Source organism: Streptomyces sp. NPDC002536, assembly GCF_053594995.1.
The window spans coordinates 1-3649 of sequence record NZ_JBSFWU010000222.1; the positions used below are offsets into that span (position 1 = coordinate 1).

Genomic DNA, 3649 nt, shown 5'->3' on the forward strand with positions numbered 1-3649 from the left:
CGGTGCGGTGAGAGTCGCACGCCGGGTTCGGAGAGCGGCCTGGGGAAACGGGTCGGCGGCAACGTCGAAACCGCGCCCCAGGCCGACTCACCAGACCGGAGGCGCGGGGAACTGCGCGAGCAACCACAGCCAACCCCGCACCCGCAGTACCGCACATCCGGCGGAGCGTCAGCGCTTGGTGGTGCTGTTGAACCGCGACCGCGACCACACATAGCCGACCGCGGCGATACCCGCGCACCAAGTCAGCGAGATCCAGCCGTTGTTGCCGATCTCCGAGCCGGAGAGCAGGCCGCGCAGCGTTTCCGTCATCGGCGTGAACGGCTGGTACTCGGCGAACCAGCGCAGGCCCGGCGACATCGAGTCGGCCGGCACGAATGCAGAACCCAGGAACGGCAGGAGCTGGATCAGCATCGGCTTGTTGCTCGCGGACTCGACGGTCTTGGAGATCAGGCCGAGTGCCACCGACAGCCAGGTCACCGCGAAGGCGACGGCCGCGAGGAGGCCGGCCGCGGCCAGCCAGTCCAGCGCGGTCGCCCCGGAGCGGAAGCCGACGGCGAGTGCGACGCCCACGACCGGGACCATGCACACCATCGTCTGGATGACGCTGCCGATGACATGGCCCGTCATGAACGACGAACGCGTGATGTTCATGGTGCGGAAGCGGTTGATGATGCCCTCGGTCATGTCGGAACAGACCGCGATCGAGGTCGACATCGAACCTGCGGCCACGCCCATGATGATGATGCCGGGCGTCAGGTAGTTCACGTACGCGTCCCGGCCGCCGCCTCCCGGGAGCCCGGCGCCTATCGAGCCCCCGAAGGCGTACGCGAACAGCAGCAGCATCAGGATCGGCATCATGGCGCTGCCGAGGCCCACCGAGGGGTAGCGGATCGCGTGCTTGAGGTTCCGCCGCAGCATCGTCATCGAGTCGTGCACGGCGTAGGTGAGGGTGCTCATCGCAGGGTCTCCTTGGCGTGAGTGCCGTGTCCGGTCAGGGCGAGGAACACGTCGTCGAGGTCGGGGGTGTGCACGGAGAAGTCGGCGGCCCGGATGCCGGCGGCGTCGAGCCGGTCGAGCAGGGCACGCAGGGCGTCGATGCCGCCGTCGCCCGCCACGCGCAGCGCGAGGTTCTCGTCGTCCCGGACCGCGCCGGGGAAGGCGGCCGCCGCGCGCTCGTACTCGGCGGGGTCGGCGAACCGCAGCCGTACGTGGCTGCCGGGGATCTGCGCCTTGAGTTCGTCGGCCGTGCCCTCGGCGACGATCCGGCCGCCGTCGAGCACGGCGATCCGGTCGGCCAACTGGTCGGCCTCCTCCAGGTATTGGGTGGTGAGGAAGACGGTGGTGCCGCCCGCGACCAGCGAGCGCACCGTGTCCCACATGGTGCGGCGGCTGCGGGGGTCGAGCCCGGTCGTGGGCTCGTCCAGGAAGATCACCTGCGGGTCGCCGACCAGTGTCATGGCGATGTCGAGGCGGCGGCGCATGCCGCCGGAGAAGGTCGCGGCCCGGTTCTTCGCCACGTCCGCGATCTCGAACCGTTCGAGCAACTCCTTGGCGCGCGCCTTCCCTTCGCGCTTGCCCAGACGCAGCAGGTCGGCCATGAGGAGCAGGTTCTCCTCGGCGGTGAGCAGGTCGTCGAGCGCGGCGAACTGGCCGGTGACGCCGATCGCGGCGCGCACCCCGTCCGGTGACGTGGCGACGTCGTGGCCCGCGACCTGGGCCTGGCCGCCGTCGGCGGCGATGAGCGTGGACAGGATCTGCACGGTGGTGGTCTTGCCGGCGCCGTTGGGCCCGAGCAGCGCGAAGACCGAACCGGCCGGGATCCGCAGGTCGATGCCGTCGAGCACGGTCTTGTCGCCGTACGACTTGCGCAGACCGATGGCGGAGACGGCGGCGGGCGGCTGCGAACCGCCCTGAATAGACATGGGCATGACAGAAGTGCGCATGGGGTCCTCCCGTTCGAGGGCTGGAGTGGCTTGAAGGTGGTGCCGTGGCGTCAGGGCCGGGCGCGGCGGATGTCGATGTTGCCGTAGCGGGTGCGGGCGCGGATCTTGACGCTGTCCTCGATGTCCCCCGGGGCCTGGGAGGCGGCGAGGGTGTTGTGCACCTGCCCGTGGCTGGAGGCGGCGTCGAGCCAGGCGGCGGCGCCCTCGCGGATCCCGATCTCGATGGAGCCGTTGGAGGTCTCCAACTGGACCTCGCCGCGGACGACTTCGGCGACGCGAAGGTGGCCGTTGGTCGTGGTGCCGGTGACCGACGCCTCGGCGCGCGCGATGTCGATGCCGCCGTTGGCGCCGCGCACCTGCAGCTCGCCGGTCACGGCACCGACGGTCGTGCTGCCGTGCGAGTTCTTCAGGACGGCGGGGCCGTCGACGATGCCGACGCGCATGCTGCCGGTGCTGCTGGTGATCTCGGCCATGCCCTCGACCCGGTCCACGGTGATCGAGCCGTGCGGCACGGTCAGCTTCAGCGGACCGGTGGTGTCGAGGCGGACGTCGCCGGCCGTGGTCTTCACACGGGCCTCGCCGAGCCGGCCGTCGCCGAGCACATTGACCCCGGCGCCGGTCGTGTCGATGCGCGAGCCCGTGGGCAGTTCCACCGTCACGTCGACGATGCCGCCGCGCCCGAGCAGATTGGCCTTGGGCGTGGTGACGGTCAGGATGCCGCGCGCGTAGGCGACCTCGGTCTGATCGGCCGCCCGTACATCCAGGTCCTTCTTCGGGTTGCGGGGCCGCACTTCGACGACGGTGTCGAGGCGGTCGTCCGCGGTGAACTGGATGGAACCGGCGTACACGTAGGCGGTGACCGAAATGGATTCGGGAGTGTCGAAAGAAGGCATGGCTGTCCCGTCCTCATGAGTCCTTGCGCCGTCCCCGCATGTGGGACGCGGTGTGGGTGGCGTGGTGCGGGCGGGGCGCGGCTAGCGCACCCAGCCCGTGAAGCTCTGTCCGATGGTGCGGGTCTTCTGCGTCGCGCGCGGCTGGGCGCCGCCTTCGACCGCGGCCGAAACGGCGCGCACCAGCCAGGCGTTGACCGACAGGCCCTCGCGGCTCGCGGCCTCCTCGGCGCGCGCCTTGAGGTGGGCCGGCAGGCGCAGGTTGACGCGGGCGATGCCGCCCTCGTCGCCCTCCGCCGGGGGCGGCGGCGCGAGCGGTGCGGCGGGGGCGGCCACTGCTTCCGCGGGGCCGATGTCGGCGGGCGGCGGTGTCACGACGAAGTCGGGGTCCAGCCCGCGCAGCCGTACGTCGACCGAGCCGGGGGCGAGTTCACGGGTGATCTCGTCCATCGCGGCGGAGAGCACGTTGAGCATGGTCAGACGGGTCGCCGACTCCAGCGGAGCGGTGAGCCGCTCGGCCAGCTCACGGGCATCGTCGCCGCCGGCTTCGGCAGCCACCGCAAGTTCGCGGCGGAGGTTGTCGACATACGGGGTGAGGTCCATGACGGAGATGATGGCACCATTGTGGCGCCATACGCAAGCCGGAGTGGCGCCGCCACGGGAAAACGGGGGCGGTGCCATGTGGTGTCACGTGGTGCCATGGCGCCCCGTAAGGGGCGCGGGGAACTGCGCGACCGGCCACCGACGGCCTGCAGCCGAGGCACCACCGCGGGGGCGGCATGCGGAGGCGACGAAGTACAGCACCCTCGCCTGGGG

Annotated in this window: 4 protein-coding genes; all 4 read right to left on the reverse strand. The window is 71.1% G+C overall.

Features of this window, described 5'->3' with window-relative positions; translation table 11 throughout:
* Positions 1-168: 168 nt before the first annotated feature.
* Positions 169-957, reverse strand: a complete 789-nt coding sequence (locus ACWD4B_RS35460) for an ABC transporter permease (protein WP_451424629.1) — start codon at positions 955-957, stop codon at positions 169-171.
* Positions 954-1928, reverse strand: a complete 975-nt coding sequence (locus tag ACWD4B_RS35465; RefSeq protein WP_451424630.1) for an ATP-binding cassette domain-containing protein — start codon at positions 1926-1928, stop codon at positions 954-956. Before ACWD4B_RS35465 ends, ACWD4B_RS35460 begins: the two co-directional genes overlap by 4 nt.
* Positions 1929-1993: 65 nt before the next feature.
* Complete coding sequence (locus ACWD4B_RS35470; RefSeq protein ID WP_451424631.1) at positions 1994-2836, reverse strand: DUF4097 family beta strand repeat-containing protein; 843 nt, start codon at positions 2834-2836, stop codon at positions 1994-1996.
* An 81-nt stretch (positions 2837-2917) separates the two neighbouring features.
* On the reverse strand, positions 2918-3436 hold the full coding sequence (locus tag ACWD4B_RS35475) for a hypothetical protein (protein WP_451424632.1): 519 nt from the start codon (positions 3434-3436) through the stop codon (positions 2918-2920).
* Positions 3437-3649 lie beyond the last annotated feature (213 nt).